Here is a 23,305-nt window from a genome sequence, read left to right as displayed (position 1 = left end):
GGGTGCCTGTCCAACGTGGCAGGGACCACGCAATCATACCAAGGCATCGGGCCTAAGGACGTTCGGGTTTTGAAAATAGAATAACAATGTTTGTGTGAATACCAATGGGAGGAAGACTAATGAAAAAATATGTAAAGACGCTATCGCTCGCTGCTGGGTGGATGGCTGCGGCTTCGATGGCTTCAGCAGATGCGCAGGGTGTCAGCGATTCAGAGATTGTGATCGGGTCGGTGAATGACCTGTCAGGTATCTTTGCGGCCGTTGGCGTGCCCGCCACCAAAGGGGCCAACCTGTACTTTGACAAGGTGAACGAAGCTGGCGGTGTACATGGTCGCAAAATCCGGTTCGTTGTGGAGGACAACGGATACCAGATGCCGCGTGCGATGCAGGGCTATAACAAGCTTCTGAACCGCGACAAGGTGTTTGCGATGATGCAATCTTTGGGTACGCCCATGAACCTTGCCGGTTTTAAACTGTTAGATCCCAAGGGTATCCCGAATATTGCGCCTTTGACTGCTGCGCGGCAAATGCTTCAGGAGCCGATGCACAACAAGTTCACATCGTTTTCGTCGTATTATGATCAGGCACGTGTTGGCGTGAAATATCTGGCTGGTGAATTTGGCTCCAAGAACGTGTGCTCGATGTATCTGCCGACCGACTTTGGTAAGGAGATTCTGGAAGGATCACATGCCGGAGCCGAAGAAGCCGGAATTTCCTTTGTCGCCGAGACAACGCACAAGCCAGACGAAAGCGATTTTGTCGGATCATTGTCCAAGCTCAAGGAATCCGGATGTGACATCGTCACAATGGCTGTTGGCGTACGCCAAGCGATTACAATCGTGGGCACCGCCAAAAAGATGGGCCTGACGGATATGAAATTCCTTGGAACATCTGCGAGCTTCCTGACCGTTGTGGCCAAGGTTCCGGGTGGCATCACCGAAGGGTACTATGCGGCCGCGAGCTGGCAGGACCTGTGGGCACGTGCAGACGAGCCAGCCCCGAAAGCGTTTATCGAAGAGTATAAAGCGGCCTATGGCGAAGACGCTGCCGGTTTCGCAATGCTTGGATATGCAGCCGCTTCCATGACTGTGATGGCGCTAGAGGCCGCGGGTCCCGATTTGACCCAAGAGAGCTTTATCGCGGCGATGGAGACTTTGGATTACCAAGATGATTTGGTCGGCAACCACATCACATACGGTCCCGAAGATCACCAAGGCGCGGACTCGATCTATGTGTCTGTTGTCCAAGATGGTGGCTGGATAAAAGTCCACGAAGAGTAATTACCTCTCAGGAAAGGCGCCGGAAACTCTGGCGCCTTTCAACACGCGAATTCAGGTGACACATGACGGATTTACATAGTTTTCGCGCCACTACGCGGGCGTGGTTGGAAGAGAATTGCCCAGAGACCATGCGCCAACCGATGTCAGAGGCTGATGTCTGTTGGGGGGGACGAAAGTGGGTGTTTCAGTCAGAGGATCAACGTCTTTGGCTTGACAGGATGGCCACACGTGGCTGGACTGTTCCCGAGTGGCCCCAAGCATATGGTGGTGGTGGCCTAAGTGGCGACGAGGCCGGAATCCTCAAAGAAGAGATGTCGCGGATCAATGCGCGCCCTCCACTTCAAAGCTTTGGAATTTGGATGTTGGGCCCCGCCCTGCTGGAGTTCGGAACCGAAGAACAAAAACGTCATTACCTCCCTAAGATTGCACGCGGAGAGATCCGCTGGTGTCAGGGCTATTCAGAACCCGGCGCAGGGTCGGATCTGGCCGGGTTGCAAACCAAGGGCGTGGACTGCGGATCGCACTTTGAGGTTACAGGCCAGAAAATCTGGACATCATATGCCGATCAAGCCGACTGGATTTTCTGTCTGGTGCGGACGGAGCCTGATGCGCCAAAACACAAAGGCATTTCGTTTCTGTTGTTTGATATGACAAGCGCGGGCGTCTCGACCCAACCGATCCAGTTGATTTCTGGAGCGTCACCGTTTTGCGAGACCTTCTTTGACCAAGTCGAAGTACCCGCGGATCAAATCGTTGGTGCGCGCGGCAATGGTTGGACCATTGCCAAGTATCTGTTGACCCACGAACGTGAAATGATTGGATCATCTGATGCCGCGTTGTTTGGGTCCGAAGATGTGGTCGAAGTTGCCAAGGATGCGATCGGGCTAAATGCTTTAAGTCAGTTGGACGACCCATTGCTGCGCGCGAAGATCGCCGACTTTTTGGTGGATGAGGCCGCATTCGATGCCGAATTGGCCCGCGCCCAAGATTGGATGCGCGCTGGAAATCAGCTTGGCGTTCAATCCGCCACTCTCAAGTACACGGGGACAGAGCTGAACAAACGTCGGCAGGAGCTGATTATGGAAGTCAGCGGGCTGGATGCGCTGGAGTGGGACTTTGCGCAGGCGGCAAGCGATGAAAAAGCGTCATTGTGGCTGCGCTCCAAAGCAAATTCTATCGAAGGCGGCACATCCGAAGTGATGTTGTCGATCTTGTCCAAAGCTGTTCTGGAATTGGGGTAGGGGCATGAGACTACTGAACGAAGAGCACCAAATGGTGCGCGACATGGCCGCGGGATTTCTTGAAAAAAACGCACCGGTTTCGGCTTTGCGAAACCTGCGTGATCGTGCGGACAGCCAAGGCTATGATACGTCGGTATATACCGACATGGCCGGTATGGGCTGGACTGGGATGATGTCCAGCGAAGATGTGGGCGGGCTTGACCTAGGAGCCGGTGTCGCGGGGTTGGTTGCCGAAGAAATGGGGCGCCGGTTGTCTGCGGCCCCCTTTCTATCGTCTGCCGTGATGGCCGCGACGATGGCGCGCGCATGCAATGCTGTGGAAATTTCTGCAAAGATCGCATCAGGAAATGCGGTCGTCGCCGTGGCGTTTGATGAGGTCAGTAAGCATCGACCTGACAAAGTGTCGACCAAAGCTGAGGTGTCGGGAAACGGGTTTGTCCTGAGCGGCTCCAAGCGTTTTGTGAGCGACGCAGTCGGGGCGGACGCGGTGCTGGTCACTGCGATGACGGATCAAGGGCTTGGTGTGTTTTTGGTCGATCCGAAATTGAGGGGAGTTGTCACCAATCAGGTAAGCACAGTCGACAGCCGGAATGCGGCATCGATGGACTTCAATCAGGTGGTTTTGGGAGGGGACACGCTGATTGCCCAAGGCTCCGAGGCCGAAAGCGCATTGGCTTTGACGCTCCGGGTCGGAAGGTCGGTTGCCGCGTCGGAAATGGTGGGGCTGTCAAAGGAAGTCGCCGAGCGCACCAATGCCTATCTGCGGGACCGCAAGCAATTTGGCGTCGCACTGGCGCAATTTCAGGCTCTGCAGCATCGCGCCGCCGACTTGTATACGCAAATTCAAACAACCGAAGCGATCACCAGTGCGGCACTTGCTGCATTCGATGCAAACCATGAAGACGCAGAGCGTTTGTCACGAGTCGCCAAGGCCAAGGCCAATAAAACGGCGTCTTTGGCCGTGCGCGAGGCCGTACAAATGCATGGCGGTATCGGGATGACGGATGCTATTGATATCGGCCTATTCATGAAAAAGGCGCGCGCGTGCATTGAGTATCTTGGCGATGACAGTTGCCATGCGGAGTGGTTGTTACAGGATCGAGGTCTCTGATCCTCTGATATTTGCGAGGGCTGCCCGGCATTGGGGTATGTGCGCGCAAAATCGACAATGGCGCGCGTATCCCGCGCGCGCCCTTCTTGCCAGAATCTCTCAAGACCCAAAGATCGCCATGCCGTATTTGCGGAATATCCGGTCGGAAGGCGCCCTTTTCGGTCGCAAATTTGAACCCGCTGAGGCGCGAAATGGCACGGGAATCGCGAAAAAGTGTGAATTTCCGCACATTTTTTTGACGCTTCGTCACTGGCAAAGGGTCGCACCTAGCGTAAAGCCCTAAAAATAAGGGGCATTTCCGGTATGCGGAATCTGTCAAACAATGTTGCTAGGTGAGCATAGCTCTGCTACATCCACGACGGATTTGACTGCCCTGAGTTTTCGGGGCTATGAAACGCCCCCGACGACGGCATACAATTGTATGCCAAAATCGGGGCCAGAAAGCGGAAGGGTGGACGTGTCCGAACCAGCTTCGATCTCCTCCGGCATTGCTGCGCGCTATGCCACAGCGGTCTTCGAGATCGCAAAAGAGAACAAGGCGCTTTCCAAGTTGGAAGGTGGTCTTGATGACCTTAGTGCTGCATTGGCCGAAAGCGCAGAATTGCGCGACCTGATTTCCTCGCCGGTTTATAGCCGCGAGATGCAGGGCAAGGCTATTGCGGGTATTGCAAAGAAAATGGGCCTTCAGCCTGTGCTGGTAAACGTTTTGGGCTTGATGGCCGAGAACCGCCGCCTGTTCGTGTTGCCACAATTGATTATTCAATTGCGCGCCATGATCGCTGAAGAAAAAGGCGAAGTCACTGCAGACGTGGTTTCCGCAAAAGCTCTGACCAAAACGCAGAGCGAAAAACTTTCAAAGACACTTACGGCCCGTGTGGGCAAAGATGTCAAAATCAATGCGACCGTTGATGAATCCCTCATTGGCGGTCTTGTCGTTAAGGTGGGCTCGAAGATGATCGATACGTCGATCGCCTCCAAGCTCTCTTCCCTCCAGAATGCAATGAAAGAGGTCGGATAATGGGTATCCAAGCAGCCGAAATTTCTGCGATCCTTAAGGACCAGATCAAGAACTTTGGCAAAGACGCCAAAGTGGCCGAGGTTGGCCGAGTGCTTTCCGTCGGTGATGGTATCGCACGCGTCTATGGTCTGGACAATGTTCAGGCCGGTGAGATGGTCGAATTCCCAGGTGGCATCATGGGCATGGCCCTGAACCTGGAAAATGACAACGTTGGTGTTGTTATCTTCGGGACCGACCGTGACATCAAAGAAGGTGACACAGTTAAGCGCACCAACTCGATCGTGGACGTTCCAGTTGGCCCAGAGCTTTTGGGTCGCGTCGTAGACGGTCTGGGTAACCCGATCGACGGCAAAGGTCCGATCGAAGCCAAACAGCGCGGTCTGGCAGACGTAAAAGCACCGGGTATTATCCCGCGGAAATCGGTTCACGAGCCAATGGCGACTGGTCTGAAGTCTGTAGACGCGATGATCCCAATTGGCCGTGGCCAGCGCGAGCTGATCATTGGTGACCGTCAGACAGGTAAAACTGCTGTGGCACTTGACGCCATCCTGAACCAGCAGTCTTACAACGACGCCGCTGGCGATGACGAAAGCAAAAAACTGTACTGTGTGTACGTTGCGATCGGTCAAAAGCGTTCGACTGTTGCCCAGCTGGTTAAGAAACTCGAAGAATCTGGCGCACTGGCGTATTCGATCGTTGTCGCAGCGACAGCGTCCGATCCTGCACCTATGCAGTTCCTCGCACCTTACTCGGCAACCGCGATGGCGGAATATTTCCGCGACAACGGCAAGCACGCCCTGATCATCTATGATGACCTTTCTAAGCAGGCTGTTTCTTATCGCCAGATGTCTTTGCTGTTGCGTCGCCCACCCGGACGTGAAGCTTATCCTGGTGACGTTTTCTATCTTCACTCGCGCCTGTTGGAACGTTCGGCTAAACTGAACGAAGACAACGGTTCCGGCTCGCTGACAGCGCTGCCCGTGATTGAAACTCAAGGTGGTGACGTTTCTGCGTTTATTCCAACCAACGTGATTTCGATCACCGACGGTCAGATCTTCCTTGAAACCGAATTGTTCTACCAAGGCATCCGCCCTGCTGTGAACACTGGTCTGTCAGTTTCGCGTGTTGGCTCTTCGGCTCAAACCAAAGCGATGTCTTCGGTTGCTGGCCCTGTTAAACTGTCGCTGGCTCAGTATCGTGAGATGGCTGCGTTTGCTCAGTTCGGTTCCGACCTTGATGCTTCTACACAGCAATTGCTGAACCGTGGTGCGCGTCTGACTGAATTGATGAAGCAAGCTCAGTACTCGCCGCTGACCAACGCCGAAATCGTATGTGTCATCTTTGCGGGTGTGAACGGCTATCTTGATACAGTCGACGTCAAAGACGTTGGCCGTTACGAGCAAGGCATGTTGCAGCACCTGCGTAGCAAACACGCCGACCTTCTTCAGTGGATCACAGACGAAGATCCCAAGATTAAGGATGCAGCCGCGGATAAAGTCAAAGCAGCACTCGACGAATACGCCGCTGACTTCGCTTAAGGGGCCTGACAGATGCCAAATCTTAAGGATCTCAAAAACCGGATCGCGAGTGTGAAAAACACGCGTAAGATCACAAAGGCCATGCAAATGGTTGCCGCGGCGAAACTTCGCCGCGCGCAGGAAAGTGCCGAACAGTCACGCCCCTACACAGAACGGTTCAATGCTGTTCTGGGTGGGTTGGCTGCTTCGGTTGGTGGATCTGACTCTGCGCCCAAACTGCTTAGCGGTACGGGCAAAGATGATGTGCACTTGCTTGTCATCATGACAGCTGAGCGCGGTTTGTGCGGTGGTTTTAACTCGAACATTGCCAAACTTGGCCGTGCTCGGGCCCAAGAACTGATCGCGCAAGGCAAAACAGTGAAAATTCTCACTGTTGGCAAAAAAGGCCGTGACAGCATCAAACGTGAATTTGGCGATAATTTCGTCGGCCACGTTGATCTCAGTGAAGTGAAGCGCGTTGGTTATGATAACGCCCAAGACATCGCGCGCGATATCTTGGCCCGTTTTGATGCCAGCGAGTTTGACGTCGCAACGATCTTCTATGCGAAGTTCGTGAATGTTGTGACGCAGATCCCCACCGCACAGCAAATCATCCCGGCAGCATTTGATGCCGTCGAAGGTGAGACTGCAAGCACTCTGTATGACTACGAGCCAAGCGAAGAGGCCCTTTTGGCCGATCTTTTGCCGCGCGGCGTGGCCACACAAATTTTCGCTGCTCTTCTGGAGAATGGCGCCTCGGAACAAGGCTCACGGATGTCCGCTATGGACAACGCGACACGTAACGCTGGCGAAATGATCGACAAACTGACTATCGAGTATAACCGCTCGCGTCAGGCCGTCATCACCAACGAGCTGATTGAAATCATTTCGGGCGCTGAGGCGCTCTAAGAGACAACCGGAGACAAACACATGGCAAACGCAAAAGGCAAAATCACGCAGGTGATTGGCGCCGTTGTCGACGTTCAGTTTGAGGATGATCTGCCTCAGATTCTGAACGCTCTGAACACTGAAAACAATGGCAAGAAACTGGTTCTGGAAGTTGCTCAGCACCTTGGCGAAAACACTGTACGTGCCATCGCTATGGACGCAACCGAGGGTCTGGTTCGTGGCGCAGAGGTCACAGACACGGGCGCACCTATTCAGGTTCCAGTTGGTACCGGCACATTGGGCCGTATTCTGAACGTAACTGGCGACCCCGTTGATGAAAAAGGTCCGGTTGAAGCAACCGAAACCCGCGCGATTCACGGCGACGCTCCAGCATTTTCCGAGCAGTCCACTGCAACGGAAATTCTGACCACAGGTATCAAGGTTATCGACCTTTTGGCCCCTTACACCAAAGGTGGTAAAATTGGTCTGTTCGGCGGTGCCGGCGTTGGTAAAACCGTTCTGATCATGGAACTCATCAACAACATCGCAAAAGTGCACTCTGGTGTGTCTGTGTTTGCGGGTGTGGGTGAGCGTACACGTGAAGGGAATGACCTTTATCACGAGATGATCGAATCTGGTGTTATCGTTCCTGAGAACCTGACCGAGTCGAAGATTGCTCTGGTTTACGGCCAGATGAACGAGCCTCCCGGTGCGCGTATGCGTATTGCTCTGTCCGGCTTGACGCTGGCGGAACAGTTCCGTGACGACACAGGTTCGGACGTTCTGTTCTTCGTGGACAACATCTTCCGCTTTACCCAAGCTGGTTCAGAAGTTTCGGCTCTGCTGGGTCGTATTCCTTCGGCGGTTGGCTATCAGCCAACATTGGCGACCGACATGGGTGCGATGCAAGAACGTATTTCGTCAACCAAATCTGGTTCGATTACTTCGGTGCAAGCCGTTTACGTTCCTGCGGATGACCTTACCGACCCTGCACCAGCGACATCGTTTGCGCACCTTGATGCGACAACTGTTCTGGACCGTGCGATTTCGGAAAAAGGTATCTACCCTGCTGTGGATCCACTTGGTTCGACCTCGCGTCTTCTTGATCCGCTGATCATTGGTGATGAGCACTACAAAGTGGCAACTGACGTTCAGCAAATCCTGCAACGTTACAAGTCGCTTCAAGACATCATCGCGATTTTGGGCATGGACGAGCTGTCAGAAGAAGACAAACTGGCCGTTGCACGTGCACGTAAGATCGAGCGCTTCTTGTCTCAGCCGTTTGACGTTGCGAAAGTGTTCACTGGCTCTGACGGTGTTCAGGTTCCTCTGGAAGACACAATCTCGTCGTTCAAAGCTGTTGTGGCTGGCGAATACGATCACCTGCCCGAAGGTGCCTTCTATATGGTTGGCGGCATCGATGAAGTGATCGCTAAAGCCGAAAAAATGGCTGCTGAAGCGGCCTAAGGAGGCCCGAAATGGCAAACACGATGCAATTTGATCTGGTCAGCCCTGAGCGAAGCCTCGCTTCGCTTCAGGTGACTGCCGTACAGATTCCTGGCGCAGACGGTGATATGACTGCAATGCCCGGCCACAGCGCGGTTCTGACCTCGTTGCGCCCTGGTGTCGTACATGTTCAGTCACCTGATGGGGACAAGGACTTTGTCGTCACACGCGGTTTTGCCGAGATTTCGGCAGACTCTGTGTCTGTGATTGCCGAACACGCGCATGTGGGTTCGGATGTCAAAAAGGCTGATCTGGAAGATGTTCTGACTGCCGCGCGCGAAAGCGCCAGCGCAGCCAGTGCAGAGGATAAAGATGCTGCAGAGAAATTTGTAGCTGATCTTGTTCATCTGCTAGAGAACATGGACTAAGGATTAGCTCCTTAATCTATAGAAAAGGCCTCACCGCGCTGGTGGGGCCTTTTTTGTTTGCACTCGAAAGAGATTTGTTCTTTATCAGTGCGATCAACTGGAAGAACGAATGAAACGACTACAAAATCATCTTATCGGTGTCGAACAAGGCGATGTGCCGTTGTTCGCCGACTTCGAAGACGGCGGTGAAATGTGGACAGGAACTGGTCCACGCGAACGCCGCAAGAAGATTAAGTTTTCAGAGGAATTCAAGACCCCGCCTTCGATACAGGTCGGGTTGTCATTGTCAGACATGGACAGTGGCCCGCATCACCGTGCAGAGGTGACGGCAGAAAACGTCGGACGGCGTGGGTTTGATCTGGTGTTTCGTACATGGGGCGATAGCCGCGTGGCACGTGTTCGCATGAGCTGGTTTGCCATTGGTGAGTTGGCGCATGACGATGATTGGGCCGTAGAGTAACGACCTAACCCTTTCGATACAGGGCGGTGCTTTCACAGATGTCCTGTTTTACCCTACGCGTGGGCTGTTGTCTTTGTTCGCAACAGCGGCGGCCTTCATCCGATCCAACAACTCTTGCTTGGCATCTTTGCGAGCATAGGGATTCTTGTTGGTCCCTCGCGCGTTGTGTTCTTGGTGGCGGGGCTTATTCGTGCCCTTTCTTGGGGCGCCTGCGGCTTTGTAGTCCATCATAAACTCCTTGGGACGTTGGCGGGAATTGGATGCTCATGCCTTAGCAGGTGCACGATTGCAAGCCGATCTCTGAAACCGAGTGTCTTGGTGAATGCAAGCTGACAGGTTTGTCGAAAGACCAAAAAGAAAGAAGGCGCCACGAGGGCGCCTTCGAATTCAAATGTGTCGATCAATGTTTAGAGATCGTAGAGGCCTTCATAAGCTGGCTCTAGAGTTTCTGTTTCGAACAACGATGAAACGCTCGTGCCATTCCAGATATTCAGGATTGCTTGGGCAAACAAAGGAGCTGTGGGAACAATCCGAATGTTTGGTGTGTTTTTGACCGCATCAGTTGGCTCGATCGAGTCTGTGATGACCAAGGATTTCATCACGGAATTCGAGATACGCTCGACAGCAGGGCCGGAGAGCACACCGTGCGTGATGTATGAATGCACTTCGGTCGCGCCGTGCTCCATCAAGACTTCTGCAGCTTTGCAGAGCGTTCCGGCGGTATCGCAAATGTCGTCTACAATGATACATTTCTTGCCAGACACATCGCCGATCACGGTCATTTCTGCGATCTCACCGGGCTTTTCGCGACGTTTGTCAACGATTGCCAGCGGGGCATTGATCCGTTTGGCAAGTTCACGTGCGCGTGCAACGCCACCGACGTCAGGGGACACGACCATTACATCGTTAAGGCCAGTGTCTTTGAACTGATGCAGAATATCGAGCGCAAAGATCGGGCTTGCGTACAGGTTATCCACCGGAATATCGAAGAAGCCCTGAATTTGGGCGGCGTGCAAATCCATGGTCAGAACCCGCTCAACACCAGCTTCGACGAGCATATTCGCGACCAGCTTGGCAGAGATAGGCGTGCGTGCTTTGGCGCGACGATCCTGACGTGCATATCCAAAGTACGGGATCACCGCAGTGATGCGCTTGGCCGAAGAGCGGCGCAACGCATCTGCCATAATCAACAGTTCCATCAAGTTGTCGTTGGCTGGGCGGGATGTCGATTGGATAATGAACATGTCCTCGCCGCGGACGTTGTCATAGACTTCGACGAAAATTTCTTGGTCGTTGAACCGTTCAACACGCGCATTAACCAGCCCGAGATTGCGGTGGATCGACATGCGGCGCGCGATCGCCTTGGCCAGTGGAATATTGGCGGTGCCGGTGATAAGTTTCGGTTCCAGAGTAGTAGGCATGGTGAGTGGTCCCCGAGGAAGATGTCCGATAGAGCAGATGACAGATTCGTGACGTGCACACCGCTTAACATGCCCCTAACGTCTGGCAAAGATATGCCTTTGCCTGGAGGGACCTAAATGGCACATATTGACTACTATTTTTCGACGATTTCCCCGTATGCGTATCTGGCGGGTGCGCGATTGGAGGAAATTGCCGCGAAACATGGCGCAACGATTACCTATAAACCTCTGGATATTATGGCCCAGTTTTCGCGCACGGGTGGGACTTCGCCCAAAGATCGTCACGTGTCGCGCCAAGAATATCGTGCAATGGATTTGGTTCGACAGGCCAAAATGCTGGGCATGGACTTTAACCTAAAGCCCGCACACTGGCCGACCAATATGGCACCTTCATCTTATGCCGTGATTGCAGCAGCAAAAGCAGGCGGCGGCGACGTTGGTGCCTTGGTGCAAAGCCTGATGCGAGCCTGTTGGGTCGAGGAAAAGGATATCGCAGAGGACAGTGTCATCAAAGAATGCCTGACCAACGCAGGATTCGATCCTTCTTTGGCGGATAGCGGGCTTTTGGTGGGTGCTGAGACATATGCGCGTAATCTGGAAGATGCGGTCGAGGCGGGGGCTTTTGGCGCGCCGTTTTATGTCACGGATGATGGTGCGCGGTTTTGGGGGCAAGATCGTCTTGTCTACCTTGACCAGCATCTTGCGGATGCGTCCTAACCGCCTATCGCGGTTGCAATCCCAAGGAATGCCAAACGCGCATTCCTTGGATACCCGCCAAGATGATCAGGGCGTGTTGCCGCGCACAAGGTCGACAAACTGATCTATCAACGCGTCCGAGATGCTCCAGTCACAGACCAAGCGCGCTTCTAGCATTTCATTGGGATCGTCACCTTCGAGCGTGCCAGACCACACATAATACATTGCGCCAGCATCATGCAGACGTTGATGTGCTGCGCGTGGAAAACTGCAAAAAATCATATTGGCTTGCGGCTCGTGCATGAACGACACGGTCTCAGTGTCGCGCAATCCGGCAACCAAGCGCGCACAGTTGGCGTTCGCTTGGCTTGCGTTCTTCTGCCACAAGTCGTCGGCAAGATAGCTTTGCATCTGGGCCGACAAATAGCGATGCTTTGAGAAAAGATGCGCACCGCGTTTGCGGCGCAATTCAAATTCCATAGCTTTATCTGGATCAAACAGGATCAGCGCCTCGACGCCGACACACCCGTTTTTGGTTCCGCCAAAACTGACAACATCAACGCCAGCCTTCCACGTCATCTCGGCTGGAGTGCAGCCAAGAGCCATCATCGCGTTGCCAAAGCGCGCACCGTCAAGATGAACAGGCAAGCCAAAGCCTTTTGCAACGGCGCATAGGTCGGTCAGTTCCTGAACTGAATACGCACTACCACGTTCGGTCAATTGGGTGATCGACACAGGTCCGCGTTTTGGTCCGTGCACGCCGCGGGTTTCTTCGTTCGCGATTGCCGTCCGCAATGTTTGCGGTGTCATCTTGTCGCCTTGGCCAACAAGGGTCAGCTTTGCGCCACCAGAAAAGAACTCGGGTGCATTGCATTCATCTTCGTGGATATGCGCGACGGGGCTGCAAAAAATTGTCTCAAAGGGCTGACATACACAGGACAAAGCCAATGAGTTTGCCGCAGTGCCTGTCGCAACAAGGTACACGGCAGCGTTGGGGGCCTCGAATGTATCGCGAATTTGCGCACGCACGTCATCCATGATCGTGTCGGCACCATACGGCAGGGCATACCCCGTGTTTGCGTCTGCCATCGCTTGCATAATGGCAGGGTGGGCAGGACCGGCGTTGTCAGATGCAAAATACACTAGATAGGCTCCTCGATGATGTGGTCTTCCCAATCTTCTTCGGGGGTTTCGAATTCGGACACGGTCCACCCTTGGACGGATACACCCGCATCGTGCACAGATTTCGGGGTGCCCGTCAGCAACGGGTGCCACTCGGGCAGAGATTTACCTTCCCATAAAAGACGATAGGCGCAGGTTTGGGGCATCCAATAGGCGTGTTCGTCTAGGTTCTTGGGGGTCAGCACAATACATTCCGGCACAAATTGGTGGCGAATGTCGTATTGGGTGCACCTGCAGCTTTCGTCATCCAGCAACCGACATGCCACGCGTGTCAGCGCGACGTCGCCGGTATCGGCATCTTCCAATTTGTTCAGACAGCATTTCCCGCATCCATCACACAGCGCTTCCCATTCCTGTTGGTTCAGTTTGGCCAGCGGCTTGCGTTCCCAAAAACGACGCGACAGCCCGCGGCGGTCAATTGGATCTTTGGCTGTCATTGCGTGTCCAGTATTTGGCGGCATGTGTTACAGTCCGCATCCATTTGAGCAATCAGCGCGTCCAGTCCATCAAATTTCATTTCCGGGCGCAGATACTCGACAAGAGCGACCGAGAGGTTGGCCCCATACAGGTCGCCTGAAAAATCAAACAGATAGGTTTCGATATTGGCTTGGTTCTCGCCAAACATCGGGCGCACACCAACCGAAGCTGCTCCTCGATAACTGCCTTGATTTGGTCCGTCTAACACGTCGACCATGACGGCATACACGCCAAATTTCGGAGGGTGCAAACCATCGATCGACATATTCGCCGTCGGAAAGCCCAGTTCGCGCCCGCGCTGTTCGCCACCAATCACAGGGCCGTCAATGCGATGCCAATGTCCCAGCATCTTGGCTGCATCTCTGGGGCGCCCTTCGGATATCGCATGCCTGATATTGGTCGAGGACACCTGACTTTGGCTGGATTTGACCAACGGAGCAATTGTCACTCCAAATCCCAATTGTTGGCCCAAGGCCTCAAGGTCTTCGGCGGTGCCTTTGCGCCCTTTGCCAAAGCAAAAATCGGCACCAATCACGACGTGCGTTAATCCCAATCCATCTGCCAGAACGTTTTTGGCGAACTCAAAGGGCGTGAGCTCCGACAAGGCCGTGTTGAACGGCAGTTCATACAGCAGATCGACACCAAGCTTTTCAAGACGATGCGCGCGGCTTTTGGAGTTGGTGAGGCGAAAGCTTGGCCCTTTGGGTGCGAAATATTCTCTGGGGTGGGGTTCGAACGTCACAATCCCCAGTGGAGCCTTGGGGGCCGCGTTTCGGGCAATTTCAATGACAGATTGGTGCCCCAAGTGGACACCATCAAAGTTGCCGATCGCAGCACTTGCGCCGCGATCTTGGGGGGGGACGAATTGATAATCTCGAAGTATGCGCATGAAGCTGGGTTACCTGTCTGGGCGATCGCTTGCAAGAGGGCAGGGTGCATGCCTGAGTTTGACAAGAAAAGGGGGTACAGTGACTGTACCCCCTTGGGACATTAGAGCGATTATTCAGACAAAACGTTGAGCAATGAGCCGCTCGTGGTCTTAGCGTGAAGGCGCCAGCACGGTGGCTTCGCCAATCAGCACCTTTTTGCCATCTACTGAACAGTGGCAATCCATTTTGACGCGGCGTTTTTCTGGGTCAAAATCTGTGACTTTAACTTCGGCGTATACTTCATCACCGGGGCGTACTGGTGCCAAGAACTTGAGGGTTTGCCCCATATAGACGGTCCCATATCCCGGAAGCTGCTCTCCGATCACTGCGGAGATCAGCCCAGCTGTCAGCATGCCGTGCGCGATACGCCCTTTGAACATTGTGCCTTTTGCATAGTCATCGTCCAGATGCACTGGATTATGATCTGTCGAAACCTGAGCGAACATTTGGATATCTTCGTCAGTGATCACTTTGGTCAGTGAACGCGCAATTCCCACTTCCATTTCGTCGATATAGATAGTGCCGCGCGGCAAGGTCTCAGTCATCTCATTCTCCAGATTTGGGATGGCTTGGTAATTTTAAGGCGCATTTTGCGCAATTCTCGCAACTTTATTACTTTGCAGGTGCAGAAGATCAAGCCCAAATCGCATCACCGCAGTTGGCCAATGGTAAAATTGGGCGCAGAGTTTTCTTTTTGCAGATACTCTTGCAGGGCCATTGGATCAGGGGTGTCGGTGGTACGTGTTTCTTCGGCGGCCAGCCCGCCTGAGATGAACAGAGAATCGATGTCTTCGCCCATCGCGCCTTTGATGTCCGTTTGCGCGCCATCGCCAATGGCGAGGATCGCAGAATCCGGGATATCTTTGCCCAGAGCAGCAAGGCGACGTCGCGCGAGGTCATAAATAGGAGGGTGCGGTTTGCCAAAGTAGAGGCTTTCGCCGCCCATTTCTGTGTAGAGCTGTGCCAATGCGCCTGCGCACCATTCCCGTACGTCGCCGCGATCGACGACCAAATCAGGATTGGCGCACAAAAGTTTGAGGCCATTGGTCTTGGCATACAGAAAATCCGCGCGGTTTACGGCGGGATCGGCCATTGGGTCAAATGGGCCACAACACACGACACCTTGGGCGTCGGTGAGGGGGACGCGCTTGATAGGCACTGGATTCTCAATCACGTCCAATGGTGCGAAAAACTCTTCGTCTCGCCGCCATTCTCCCATGAAATATACATCTTCGCCCACCGCCCCGGTGAACATCGCGGCTCTGGCGCTGTCACCAGAGGTGGCGATTGTGTCATACGCATCGTCAGGAACACCAAACAGGCCAAGTTGCGTGATGACACCCGCGCGTGGTTTGGGCGAATTGGTCACCAGAACCACAATGCCGCCGCGCTGGCGATACGCCTGAAGCGCGCTTACGGCCTCTGGATAGGCGGTGACGCCGTTATGAACACACCCCCAAAGATCTACGAACAGAGCGTCGTAACGGTCGGAAACTTCTGCGAGGGATTGAATAATCTGTGTCATGCCGGCCTATCCTGCGTACGCGTTGAGTCAAAAGTTGTATCGCAAAGCCGATGCGGTGTTTCCAGCGAAATCCGGTGGATGACCTGGGCAGAGTATCTGAGCGGCGCGTCTTGCGTGGCCGCAATAAAGCAAAGTGCGAAGACAATTGTGTGACATTTCAAGACATATCGTTGTGGTTACGGTACGTTTTGCCGTCTTCGCAACGTAAGGTGTCGAATGGTGAAACGACTGCCTCTTGATCCCGTACATCAACACGTCTATACGCCCACGGTGGCCAATCTGGCTATAGAATCAAAATTAAGAAAAGCCGTGTTTGACCTCTTACGCTTCGTGGGTCATTTCCGGCATAAGGAGAAGCGATATGAAACTTCATGAATTGCGCGACAACGAAGGCGCCACCAAACGACGCAAACGCGTTGGCCGTGGCCCTGGTTCGGGTATGGGTAAGACTGCTGGCCGTGGTATCAAAGGTCAAAAGTCTCGTTCGGGTGTAGCCATCAACGGTTACGAAGGCGGCCAAATGCCGTTGTACCAACGTTTGCCTAAGCGCGGCTTTAACAAGCCAAACCGTAAGAAATTTGCTGTTGTGAACTTGGGTCTGATCCAAAAGTTCATCGACGAAGGTAAGCTGAACGCGAAAGAAGCAATCACCGAAGAAGCGCTGGTAGCTTCCGGCGTTGTACGTCGCGTTCTTGACGGTGTTCGTGTTCTGAACAAAGGCGAAATCACTGCCAAAGTTGAACTGAATGTCACCGGTGCCTCCGCTGCAGCTGTTGAAGCTGTTGCAAAGGCAGGCGGCTCGCTGAAAGTCACAACCGCGCAAGCGGCTGAATAAGAGGTTGTGAGCCGGCGCTGAGCCGCTTACATACTCCTTAGTTTTCCAAACGCCGCCAAACCGGAGAACGGTTTTGGCGGCGTTCTTATTACAGAGAGATCCGAATGGTATCTGCAGCAGAGCAAATGGCGGCCAACACAAGCTGGGCCGCGCTTGGTAAAGCCACCGATCTTCGCAACCGCATCCTGTTCACATTGGGTTTGCTGGTCGTGTATCGTCTTGGCACCTATATTCCTGTGCCCGGCATCGACGGCGTCGCACTTCGTGAATTCATGGAAGAAGCCGCACAAGGTATTGGGGGCATCCTGACGATGTTCACCGGTGGTGCCTTGGGTCGGATGGGCATTTTTGCTTTGGGAATCATGCCGTATATCTCGGCGTCGATTATTATTCAGCTTCTGACCTCTATGGTGCCTGCGCTTGAGCAGCTTAAGAAAGAAGGCGAGCAGGGCCGCAAGAAGATCAACCAATATACCCGCTATGGTACGGTTGCTCTGGCCACGCTACAGTCTTACGGATTGGCTGTCAGCCTCGAGGCAGGAGAGCTTGTGACCGACCCGGGTATGTTCTTCCGGATTGCCTGCATGATTACGCTGATTGGCGGTACCATGTTCCTGATGTGGCTGGGTGAGCAAATCACCGCACGCGGGATCGGTAATGGCATTTCGCTGATCATTTTTGTGGGTATTATCGCCGAAGTTCCTGCCGCACTGGCGCAATTCTTTGCCTCTGGCCGGTCCGGTGCCATCAGCCCAGTTGTGATCATTGGTGTCATGGTCATGGTGATTGGTACGATTGCGTTCGTGGTGTTCATGGAGCGCGCTCTGCGCAAAATCCACATCCAGTATCCGCGCCGCCAAGTTGGCATGAAAGTCTATGATGGTGGGTCGTCTCACCTTCCGGTCAAGGTGAACCCAGCAGGCGTGATCCCCGCGATCTTTGCGTCGTCGCTGTTGCTGTTGCCGACCACAATCTCGACGTTCTCTGGCTCGCAAACGGGTCCAATCATGTCGACGATCCTGGCGTACTTTGGACCGGGTCAGCCGCTGTATCTTTTGTTCTTTGTTGCGATGATCGTCTTCTTTGCCTATTTCTATACGTTCAACGTGTCGTTCAAACCGGATGAAGTTGCGGATAACCTCAAGCAACAAAACGGATTTGTCCCGGGTATTCGCCCCGGCAAAAAGACCGCCGAGTATTTGGAATATGTCGTCTCGCGGATTTTGCTGCTCGGCTCCGCGTATCTCGCGGCTGTGTGTTTGCTCCCTGAAATCCTGCGTGGTCAATTCTCCATTCCGTTCTACTTCGGTGGGACATCGGTGCTGATTGTCGTGTCGGTTACGATGGACACAATCCAACAAGTGCAAAGCCATCTGCTTGCACACCAATACGAAGGCTTGATTGAAAAATCACAGCTTTCCGGTAAAGGGCGCGGCAAGCGCAAACGGAAAGGACCGGCTCGCCGATGAACCTTATTCTTCTAGGACCACCCGGTGCGGGCAAGGGAACTCAGGCGCGCCATTTGGTAGATGACCGCAACATGATCCAGCTTTCTACAGGCGACATGTTGCGTGAAGCCAAAGATAGCGGAACAGAAATGGGCGAAATCGTTGCCGGCGTTATGGCGCGTGGCGATCTCGTGACCGACGAAATCGTGATCGGCCTGATCCGTGAAAAGCTTGAAGGCGACAAAGCAGGCGGTTTCATCTTTGATGGGTTTCCGCGCACGCTTGCGCAGGCCGATGCGTTGGGTGAACTTCTGGCCGAAAAGGGCGAAGTTCTGGATGCGGTCGTCGAAATGAAAGTGGATGATGAAGCGTTGGTTCAACGTATCACAGCGCGGTCGACATGTGGGGCTTGCGGTGAAGTCTACAACGACATCACCAAGCCACAGCCCGCAGATGGCAAGTGCTCGAATTGTGGTGCTGCGGACTTCAAGCGTCGTGCAGATGATAACGAAGACAGCCTTAAGAACCGCTTGATGGAGTACTATAAAAAAACATCTCCGTTGATCGGCTATTATTACGCCAAGGGTGATCTTAAGACCGTAAATGGGCTTGGAGAAATCTCGGATGTCAAAGCCGAAATAGAAAGCGCGCTTGGATAAGGCACCATACAGAAATGATCGAAAGCTCCTCAACTTGAGGGGCTTTTTTTCTGAGCTGTAACAGCGCAAGCAATGGCAAAATTGCACCAACGTAGATCAAATTGGCGCCGACTGTTCTCGTGGATGAAAGTTGATCTTGGTTTTTTTGTCGCCAAAAGTTACGAAATTGTTAATTGTATCAGTTATTTTTGTATTTGTTTTTTTTCCGAATTTTCGCATGAGGAATCCTCCATGCAAATTTGTCCATTTTGCAAAACAGAATTACCAGATGACTCCATAAAATGTTCGGGCTGCGGCGCGCGCCATGGATACTTGATCCGCAAGACAGTACAGCAAAAGCCTTGGCTTATGGTTCGTCTTTTTGTTTGGATCGGGATCGCCGTCGTTTGTTTGCTCGGAGGCTATGCCGTCACGGCGGCCCTCGCAAAAATCCCATTGATTGCGATGGCGATTTTCGCGGTGTGGAAGGCAATTCCATACGGGGTATTGTTGCGCAAGAAGGCGCGCTGGTGGCGCCGAACCTAGTCAGATTTTGGCACCAGAGGGGGGCGACGAAAAGATATATCCCAAAGCCGCGTGCGTGGGGTTGACGATATCCCGTAATCTCAATATTCAGCCCTATCTCGAAAGAGAATCATAATCATTTTGCGGGTCGCACCCAATGAGTGAGATCACCTGATCAGCTGAAGCCCGATGGCGCGATATTGCCTCGGGCTTGTGTTGTGAAAAAAGGTTCCGGAGCTACGGAATCGCAACGAAAAAGGAAAGTGGCACTTGGCACGTATCGCCGGCGTTAACATCCCGACCCACAAGCGGGTCCCGATCGCCCTGACATATATCACTGGTATTGGTAACACCTCTGCCCAAGCAATCTGCGAAGCCGTAGGCATCGACGCAACTCGCCGTGTAAACGAGCTGAGCGACGCTGAAGTTCTGGCTGTGCGCGAGCATATCGATGCGAACTTCACCGTTGAAGGTGACTTGCGTCGTGAAGTTCAGATGAACATCAAACGCCTGATGGATCTTGGTTGCTACCGTGGCCTGCGTCACCGTCGTAACCTTCCTGTACGCGGTCAGCGTACCCACACTAACGCTCGTACTCGCAAAGGTCCTGCTAAGGCCATTGCTGGTAAGAAGAAGTAATAGGAGGGTTTGATCAATGGCACGCGAAAAGACTCGTACGAAGAAAAAAGAGCGTAAGAACATCGCCTCGGGCGTTGCTCACGTAAACAGCTCTTTCAACAACACAAAAATTCTGATTTCTGATGTGCAGGGCAACGCCATTTCATGGTCGTCCGCCGGTACCATGGGGTTCAAAGGCTCTCGTAAGTCTACACCTTATGCTGCTCAGATGGCTGCAGAAGATGCAGGCAAAAAAGCACAAGAGCACGGCGTGAAAACCTTGGAAGTTGAAGTTCAAGGCCCAGGTTCTGGTCGTGAATCAGCACTGCGCGCGTTGGCTGCTGTTGGATTTAACATCACGTCTATCCGCGATGTAACTCCGATGGCACACAACGGCTGCCGTCCGCCAAAACGCCGCCGCGTCTAAGCGAACTTTGCACCTCTGGGGCCGCGTCTGACGCTCGGCCCCAGTTCGTCATTTTGAAACCTCGGGAGTCTTGACCTTTGGGACATGGAGGTCAGACAAGAATGGAGGGACGCATGATCCACAAGAATTGGGCAGAACTAATCAAGCCGACACAGCTTGACGTAAAACCGGGAAATGATCCGGCACGTCAGGCGACGGTCGTTGCCGAGCCGCTGGAGCGTGGTTTTGGTTTGACAATGGGCAACGCGCTGCGTCGTGTTTTGATGAGCTCGCTGCAAGGCGCTGCAATCACCAGCGTTCAGATCGACAACGTTCTGCATGAGTTTTCCAGCGTTGCCGGCGTTCGCGAAGATGTCACCGACATCATCCTGAACCTTAAGCAGGTATCTGTTCGCATGGAAGTTGAAGGACCTAAGCGTCTTTCAGTGAATGCTAAGGGTCCCGGTGCGGTGACCGCAGGCGATATCTCTGACAGTGCAGGCATCGAAATTCTGAACAAAGATCACGTGATCTGCCATTTGGATGACGGCGCTGACTTGTTCATGGAACTGACTGTGAACACCGGCAAAGGCTATGTGGCTGCAGACAAAAACAAACCTGAAGATGCGCCTATTGGCCTTATCCCAATCGATGCCATCTATTCGCCGGTTAAGAAGGTCTCTTATGACGTTCAACCAACCCGCGAAGGTCAGGTTTTGGACTATGACAAGCTGACGATGAAGGTGGAAACCGACGGGTCGATCACACCAGATGATGCTGTGGCATTTGCTGCACGCATTCTGCAGGATCAACTGTCGATCTTCGTGAACTTCGAAGAGCCCGAGTCGGCCAGCCGCCAAGACGAAGACGATGGTCTCGAGTTCAACCCGCTTCTTCTCAAGAAAGTGGACGAGCTGGAATTGTCTGTACGTTCGGCAAATTGCCTGAAGAACGACAACATTGTCTACATCGGCGATCTGATCCAAAAGACCGAAGCAGAAATGCTGCGGACACCAAACTTTGGCCGCAAATCTTTGAACGAAATCAAAGAAGTGCTGTCAGGTATGGGGCTGCATCTTGGCATGGACGTTGAGGACTGGCCACCGGACAACATCGAAGATCTGGCTAAGAAGTTCGAAGACTCGTTCTAGAGCTTTTGAGGAGGGCGCAAGTCCTCCTCTTCAATGCCCGAGAAGTCGGGGAAATATGGGCAATCCTGCCCCAAGGAGAGGGACTGACCCGCATCGGTCTCCAGACAAAGCACAAGCTTAACAAGGAATTAGAAAATGCGTCACGCACGTGGTTACCGTCGCCTGAATCGTACACATGAACACCGCAAAGCGTTGTTCTCGAACATGGCTGGCTCGCTCATCGAACATGAGCAAATCAAAACAACATTGCCAAAAGCTAAAGAACTGCGCCCGATCATTGAAAAAATGGTCACATTGGCGAAACGTGGCGATTTGCACGCCCGTCGTCAGGTCGCTTCCAAGCTTAAGGAAGACAAAGATGTCGCAAAACTGTTCGAAGTTTTGGGACCGCGCTATAAAGAGCGCACAGGTGGATACGTCCGCATCATGAAAGCCGGTTTCCGCTATGGTGACATGGCTCCGATGGCGATCATTGAATTCGTGGATCGCGACGTTGATGCAAAAGGCGCCGCTGACAAAGCCCGTCTGGCCGCTGCAGAAGCTGCTGAAGAATAAGAATTTCGGATTGTCCCGAATGTTCACCCCCGTCTGGAAACAGGCGGGGGTTTTCTTTTTGGGCCTGTGGTTGCAATCTTGTCGGCAGCCTCGCATATGCGAGTCATCTTTGTCGCCGGAGGCCCCATGATACGCGCAATCCTGACCATATTGACCATGTCCATTGCGTCTCTTGGAGGCGCAGAAACCAAAGTCCCCCAAAGCCAGTCAGAGATATCGTTAGGCTTCGCGCCTTTGGTTAAACAAGCCGCCCCTGCTGTTGTGAATATTTACGCCAAGCGTGTCGTGAGTGTGCGATCAAGCCCGTTTCAAGGCGATCCCTTCTTTCAAAACCTGTTCAGAGATTTTGGTGAGCCACGTCCTCAGGTGCAGAATTCTCTTGGGTCTGGGGTCATTCTGTCAAGCGACGGCATTGTTGTGTCAAACTTCCATGTGGTCGGGCACTCGACTGACATTCAGGTACATTTGAACGATCGCCGCGAGTATTCGGCCAAAGTGTTGCTGGCCGATCAAGGCAGCGACCTTGCGATTCTTCAGCTGGAGGGCGCCCAAAACATGCCATTCTTACCGTTACGCGAGAGCGATACGGTCGAAGTCGGAGAGCTGGTGTTGGCGATCGGCAATCCCTTTGGTGTTGGGCAGACGGTCTCGAGCGGAATTGTCTCGGGCCTTGCGCGCTCCGGTATCGCGACAGGGAACGGACGAGGGCTATTCTTGCAAACTGATGCGCCGATCAATCCCGGAAATTCGGGTGGTGCGCTGATTGACATAAACGGCGCCTTGATTGGCGTGAACACATCCATTCTGACGCGTTCGGGTGGATCAAATGGGATCGGGTTTGCGATCCCGTCGTCACTGGTGGCGCAATTTGTGCGTCAGGCGCGCGCTGGAAATGATCGTTTCTATCGTCCGTGGGCGGGGATGTTTGGACAGCCTGTCGATTCCGATTTGGCGGAAACGCTTGACCTTGGGCGTCCCAATGGAGTGCTGGTATCTGACCTTCATACAGATAGCCCGTTTCGCGCGGCGGGGTTCCAATCAGGCGATGTTATCCTTGAGGTCAATGGAATGCCGGTAAATACGCCCGCCGAAATGGTGTTTCGGATTTCTGTTGCCGGGATCGGATCTGTTGCCGAGGTTACTGGCATGATGGGCGGGGCGTTGGCAACGGTTCCGGTCAATCTGATTGCTGCGCCGGAAAGCCCAGCCCGCAAAACACTAGAGCTGGGCCGAAAATCGGGAATTCCGGGGTTGGTGATCTCGAATATCAATCCTGCGGTTGCCGAACAGTTCAGTTTGAGCAGTGACGCCAAAGGCGTCCTGATTGAGCGTCCCGGCGAGGTGGGGACCCGATTGGGGTTGGCATCTGGTGACATTTTGCGTGCCGTCCAAGGGACGGATGTCACAACAACAAAAGAGGCCAAGGCCGCATTCCACAAGTTGCGCGGACGTGTGTCGATGATTGTTCAGCGTGGTGATCAGCGTATCATCATGCGGTTTAGGTTGTGAC

General features: G+C 53.4%; 25 protein-coding genes. 19 read left to right on the top strand and 6 right to left on the bottom strand.

From position 1 onward, the window contains the following. The first annotated feature begins 119 nt into the window (after window positions 1-119). The 9 genes from FAP39_RS07905 (at window position 120) to FAP39_RS07865 (ending at window position 9,389) form a co-directional block, all read left to right on the top strand. Entirely contained in the window at window positions 120-1,280 is a 1,161-nt protein-coding gene (locus tag FAP39_RS07905) for an ABC transporter substrate-binding protein (RefSeq protein WP_138015861.1), read from the top strand. A gap of 62 nt (window positions 1,281-1,342) precedes the next feature. Further along, a complete protein-coding gene (locus FAP39_RS07900; RefSeq protein ID WP_138015860.1) occupies window positions 1,343-2,521 on the top strand; it encodes an acyl-CoA dehydrogenase family protein in 1,179 nt (392 codons plus the stop codon). 4 nt (window positions 2,522-2,525) lie between these two features. Next, window positions 2,526-3,632, top strand: a complete 1,107-nt coding sequence (locus FAP39_RS07895; protein WP_138015859.1) for an acyl-CoA dehydrogenase family protein — start codon at window positions 2,526-2,528, stop codon at window positions 3,630-3,632. A 457-nt stretch (window positions 3,633-4,089) separates the two neighbouring features. Next, window positions 4,090-4,650: a F0F1 ATP synthase subunit delta gene (locus FAP39_RS07890; RefSeq protein ID WP_138015858.1), complete on the top strand. Its 561-nt coding sequence runs from the start codon at window positions 4,090-4,092 to the stop codon at window positions 4,648-4,650. Continuing rightward, a complete protein-coding gene (atpA, locus tag FAP39_RS07885) occupies window positions 4,650-6,188 on the top strand; it encodes a F0F1 ATP synthase subunit alpha (RefSeq protein WP_138015857.1) in 1,539 nt (512 codons plus the stop codon). The genes FAP39_RS07890 and atpA overlap by 1 nt, the downstream gene beginning before the upstream one ends. A 12-nt stretch (window positions 6,189-6,200) precedes the next feature. After that, window positions 6,201-7,076: a F0F1 ATP synthase subunit gamma gene (locus tag FAP39_RS07880; protein ID WP_138015856.1), complete on the top strand. Its 876-nt coding sequence runs from the start codon at window positions 6,201-6,203 to the stop codon at window positions 7,074-7,076. 21 nt (window positions 7,077-7,097) lie between these two features. Beyond that, window positions 7,098-8,522 (top strand): F0F1 ATP synthase subunit beta, encoded by a 1,425-nt coding sequence (gene atpD / locus FAP39_RS07875; RefSeq protein ID WP_138015855.1) that lies wholly within the window; start codon window positions 7,098-7,100, stop codon window positions 8,520-8,522. Window positions 8,523-8,533: 11 nt separating this feature from the next. Beyond that, the gene (locus FAP39_RS07870) at window positions 8,534-8,929 is read left to right on the top strand and encodes a F0F1 ATP synthase subunit epsilon (RefSeq protein WP_138015854.1); all 396 of its coding nucleotides are present in this window, start codon (window positions 8,534-8,536) and stop codon (window positions 8,927-8,929) included. Between the two features lie 109 nt (window positions 8,930-9,038). After that, window positions 9,039-9,389, top strand: a complete 351-nt coding sequence (locus FAP39_RS07865) for an H-type lectin domain-containing protein (RefSeq protein ID WP_138015853.1) — start codon at window positions 9,039-9,041, stop codon at window positions 9,387-9,389. A 407-nt stretch (window positions 9,390-9,796) separates the two neighbouring features. Here FAP39_RS07865 and FAP39_RS07855 read toward each other — a convergent pair whose 3' ends face one another. Further along, a complete protein-coding gene (locus tag FAP39_RS07855; protein WP_138015851.1) occupies window positions 9,797-10,810 on the bottom strand; it encodes a ribose-phosphate pyrophosphokinase in 1,014 nt (337 codons plus the stop codon). Window positions 10,811-10,927: 117 nt separating this feature from the next. Here FAP39_RS07855 and FAP39_RS07850 point away from each other — a divergent pair, with 117 nt between their 5' ends. Next, window positions 10,928-11,527, top strand: a complete 600-nt coding sequence (locus FAP39_RS07850) for a 2-hydroxychromene-2-carboxylate isomerase (RefSeq protein ID WP_138015850.1) — start codon at window positions 10,928-10,930, stop codon at window positions 11,525-11,527. Window positions 11,528-11,593: 66 nt separating this feature from the next. Here FAP39_RS07850 and FAP39_RS07845 read toward each other — a convergent pair whose 3' ends face one another. From FAP39_RS07845 to FAP39_RS07825, 5 genes are all read right to left on the bottom strand, one after another. Beyond that, window positions 11,594-12,649, bottom strand: a complete 1,056-nt coding sequence (locus FAP39_RS07845; RefSeq protein WP_138015849.1) for a threonine aldolase family protein — start codon at window positions 12,647-12,649, stop codon at window positions 11,594-11,596. Further along, window positions 12,649-13,125: a YcgN family cysteine cluster protein gene (locus tag FAP39_RS07840; RefSeq protein ID WP_138015848.1), complete on the bottom strand. Its 477-nt coding sequence runs from the start codon at window positions 13,123-13,125 to the stop codon at window positions 12,649-12,651. The genes FAP39_RS07845 and FAP39_RS07840 overlap by 1 nt, the downstream gene beginning before the upstream one ends. Then, window positions 13,122-14,054, bottom strand: coding sequence for a bifunctional riboflavin kinase/FAD synthetase (locus tag FAP39_RS07835; protein ID WP_138015847.1), 933 nt, complete (start codon window positions 14,052-14,054; stop codon window positions 13,122-13,124). The genes FAP39_RS07840 and FAP39_RS07835 overlap by 4 nt, the downstream gene beginning before the upstream one ends. A 150-nt stretch (window positions 14,055-14,204) precedes the next feature. Continuing rightward, window positions 14,205-14,639, bottom strand: a complete 435-nt coding sequence (locus tag FAP39_RS07830) for a MaoC family dehydratase (protein WP_138015846.1) — start codon at window positions 14,637-14,639, stop codon at window positions 14,205-14,207. 104 nt (window positions 14,640-14,743) lie between these two features. Beyond that, window positions 14,744-15,619, bottom strand: a complete 876-nt coding sequence (locus FAP39_RS07825) for an HAD family hydrolase (RefSeq protein WP_138015845.1) — start codon at window positions 15,617-15,619, stop codon at window positions 14,744-14,746. A gap of 361 nt (window positions 15,620-15,980) precedes the next feature. On the opposite strand from FAP39_RS07825, the gene rplO reads away from it, so the two are divergent. From rplO to FAP39_RS07780, 9 genes are all read left to right on the top strand, one after another. Then, window positions 15,981-16,454 (top strand): 50S ribosomal protein L15, encoded by a 474-nt coding sequence (rplO, locus tag FAP39_RS07820; RefSeq protein ID WP_138015844.1) that lies wholly within the window; start codon window positions 15,981-15,983, stop codon window positions 16,452-16,454. A gap of 104 nt (window positions 16,455-16,558) precedes the next feature. Next, on the top strand, window positions 16,559-17,923 hold the full coding sequence (secY, locus tag FAP39_RS07815; RefSeq protein WP_138015843.1) for a preprotein translocase subunit SecY: 1,365 nt from the start codon (window positions 16,559-16,561) through the stop codon (window positions 17,921-17,923). Then, complete coding sequence (locus FAP39_RS07810) at window positions 17,920-18,561, top strand: adenylate kinase (protein ID WP_138015842.1); 642 nt, start codon at window positions 17,920-17,922, stop codon at window positions 18,559-18,561. Before secY ends, FAP39_RS07810 begins: the two co-directional genes overlap by 4 nt. A 123-nt stretch (window positions 18,562-18,684) precedes the next feature. Further along, the gene (locus tag FAP39_RS07805; RefSeq protein WP_138015841.1) at window positions 18,685-19,086 is read left to right on the top strand and encodes a hypothetical protein; all 402 of its coding nucleotides are present in this window, start codon (window positions 18,685-18,687) and stop codon (window positions 19,084-19,086) included. Window positions 19,087-19,335: 249 nt separating this feature from the next. Next, window positions 19,336-19,704, top strand: a complete 369-nt coding sequence (gene rpsM, locus FAP39_RS07800; protein WP_138015840.1) for a 30S ribosomal protein S13 — start codon at window positions 19,336-19,338, stop codon at window positions 19,702-19,704. Window positions 19,705-19,720: 16 nt separating this feature from the next. Further along, a complete protein-coding gene (rpsK, locus tag FAP39_RS07795) occupies window positions 19,721-20,110 on the top strand; it encodes a 30S ribosomal protein S11 (RefSeq protein ID WP_138015839.1) in 390 nt (129 codons plus the stop codon). A 113-nt stretch (window positions 20,111-20,223) separates the two neighbouring features. Further along, window positions 20,224-21,240, top strand: coding sequence for a DNA-directed RNA polymerase subunit alpha (locus FAP39_RS07790; RefSeq protein ID WP_138015838.1), 1,017 nt, complete (start codon window positions 20,224-20,226; stop codon window positions 21,238-21,240). A gap of 135 nt (window positions 21,241-21,375) precedes the next feature. Next, on the top strand, window positions 21,376-21,795 hold the full coding sequence (rplQ, locus tag FAP39_RS07785) for a 50S ribosomal protein L17 (protein ID WP_138015837.1): 420 nt from the start codon (window positions 21,376-21,378) through the stop codon (window positions 21,793-21,795). A 126-nt stretch (window positions 21,796-21,921) separates the two neighbouring features. Then, a complete protein-coding gene (locus tag FAP39_RS07780; RefSeq protein ID WP_138015836.1) occupies window positions 21,922-23,304 on the top strand; it encodes a trypsin-like peptidase domain-containing protein in 1,383 nt (460 codons plus the stop codon). Window position 23,305 lies beyond the last annotated feature (1 nt).

The organism is Shimia litoralis (assembly GCF_005518135.1).
Lineage (GTDB): Bacteria > Pseudomonadota > Alphaproteobacteria > Rhodobacterales > Rhodobacteraceae > Shimia_E > Shimia_E litoralis.
Note: the sequence above shows the minus strand (reverse complement) of the source record. Positions and strands in the feature narration are given on the sequence as shown.

Excerpts from the sequence above, each read along its gene's own strand:
- FAP39_RS07810 (WP_138015842.1), top strand. The coding sequence starts at position 17,920 with ATGAACCTTATTCTTCTAGGACCACCCGGTGCGGGCAAGGGAACTCAG.
- FAP39_RS07780 (WP_138015836.1), top strand. The coding sequence starts at position 21,922 with ATGATACGCGCAATCCTGACCATATTGACCATGTCCATTGCGTCTCTT.
- FAP39_RS07855 (WP_138015851.1), bottom strand. The coding sequence starts at position 10,810 with ATGCCTACTACTCTGGAACCGAAACTTATCACCGGCACCGCCAATATT.
- FAP39_RS07870 (WP_138015854.1), top strand. The coding sequence starts at position 8,534 with ATGGCAAACACGATGCAATTTGATCTGGTCAGCCCTGAGCGAAGCCTC.
- atpA (WP_138015857.1), top strand. The coding sequence starts at position 4,650 with ATGGGTATCCAAGCAGCCGAAATTTCTGCGATCCTTAAGGACCAGATC.
- FAP39_RS07790 (WP_138015838.1), top strand. The coding sequence starts at position 20,224 with ATGATCCACAAGAATTGGGCAGAACTAATCAAGCCGACACAGCTTGAC.
- rplQ (WP_138015837.1), top strand. The coding sequence starts at position 21,376 with ATGCGTCACGCACGTGGTTACCGTCGCCTGAATCGTACACATGAACAC.
- FAP39_RS07850 (WP_138015850.1), top strand. The coding sequence starts at position 10,928 with ATGGCACATATTGACTACTATTTTTCGACGATTTCCCCGTATGCGTAT.
- secY (WP_138015843.1), top strand. The coding sequence starts at position 16,559 with ATGGTATCTGCAGCAGAGCAAATGGCGGCCAACACAAGCTGGGCCGCG.
- FAP39_RS07835 (WP_138015847.1), bottom strand. The coding sequence starts at position 14,054 with ATGCGCATACTTCGAGATTATCAATTCGTCCCCCCCCAAGATCGCGGC.
- FAP39_RS07805 (WP_138015841.1), top strand. The coding sequence starts at position 18,685 with ATGAAAGTTGATCTTGGTTTTTTTGTCGCCAAAAGTTACGAAATTGTT.
- rpsK (WP_138015839.1), top strand. The coding sequence starts at position 19,721 with ATGGCACGCGAAAAGACTCGTACGAAGAAAAAAGAGCGTAAGAACATC.
- atpD (WP_138015855.1), top strand. The coding sequence starts at position 7,098 with ATGGCAAACGCAAAAGGCAAAATCACGCAGGTGATTGGCGCCGTTGTC.
- FAP39_RS07900 (WP_138015860.1), top strand. The coding sequence starts at position 1,343 with ATGACGGATTTACATAGTTTTCGCGCCACTACGCGGGCGTGGTTGGAA.
- FAP39_RS07905 (WP_138015861.1), top strand. The coding sequence starts at position 120 with ATGAAAAAATATGTAAAGACGCTATCGCTCGCTGCTGGGTGGATGGCT.
- FAP39_RS07840 (WP_138015848.1), bottom strand. The coding sequence starts at position 13,125 with ATGACAGCCAAAGATCCAATTGACCGCCGCGGGCTGTCGCGTCGTTTT.
- FAP39_RS07880 (WP_138015856.1), top strand. The coding sequence starts at position 6,201 with ATGCCAAATCTTAAGGATCTCAAAAACCGGATCGCGAGTGTGAAAAAC.
- FAP39_RS07825 (WP_138015845.1), bottom strand. The coding sequence starts at position 15,619 with ATGACACAGATTATTCAATCCCTCGCAGAAGTTTCCGACCGTTACGAC.
- FAP39_RS07895 (WP_138015859.1), top strand. The coding sequence starts at position 2,526 with ATGAGACTACTGAACGAAGAGCACCAAATGGTGCGCGACATGGCCGCG.
- FAP39_RS07865 (WP_138015853.1), top strand. The coding sequence starts at position 9,039 with ATGAAACGACTACAAAATCATCTTATCGGTGTCGAACAAGGCGATGTG.
- FAP39_RS07830 (WP_138015846.1), bottom strand. The coding sequence starts at position 14,639 with ATGACTGAGACCTTGCCGCGCGGCACTATCTATATCGACGAAATGGAA.
- rplO (WP_138015844.1), top strand. The coding sequence starts at position 15,981 with ATGAAACTTCATGAATTGCGCGACAACGAAGGCGCCACCAAACGACGC.